The organism is Variovorax sp. 01N429 (assembly GCF_056399425.1).
Genome location: NZ_JBFTRG010000067.1, coordinates 1 through 575, shown reverse-complemented (window position 1 = coordinate 575; position 575 = coordinate 1). Strand labels below are relative to the sequence as shown.

Sequence of the window (575 nt, the reverse complement as noted above, 5' to 3'; positions counted from 1 at the left end):
CCATCAACATGCACATCGGCTCGTCCTCGACGATGCCCGCCGCGTCCCCCGACGCGCCCGCGGCCGTCCAGGCGTCGCTGAGCTTCAACAACGCGATGGCGTCGATGGCGGACTTCATCTTCGCCGGCATCCCCGCCCGCTTCCCGCGGCTCAAGCTGGCCTACTCCGAGGGCCAGATGGGCTGGATCCCCTACGCCCTCGAGCGCATGGACGACGTGTGGGAAGAGCACCGCGCGTGGGCCGGCGTCGGCGACGGCCTGCCCGAGCGCCCGTCGTACTACTTCCGGCAGAACATGTTCGCGTGCTTCTTCCGCGACCAGCACGGCGTCAACTCGCTGGACGCGATCGGCGTGGACAACGTCACGTTCGAGACCGACTACCCGCACGTCGACTCGACCTGGCCGCACACCAAGAAGGTCGCCGAAGAGCACCTGGCCGGCCTCGACAAGGAGACCGTCTACAAGATCATCCGCGGCAACGCCATCCGGATGCTCAACCTGGACTTCGACAAGTAGTACGCGGAGTCACCGGCGGGAGGCCGACCGGTAGCGCAAGACATCGGCACCACCCGACGG

At 67.3% G+C, this 575-nt stretch carries 1 protein-coding gene; it reads left to right on the top strand.

Annotated elements, in window-relative coordinates:
- Positions 1–515, top strand: a 515-nt coding sequence (locus tag AC1DSF_RS30600) for an amidohydrolase family protein (RefSeq protein WP_478184070.1), incomplete at its 5' end; no start/stop codon positions are given.
- Between the last annotated feature and the right edge of the window lie 60 nt (positions 516–575).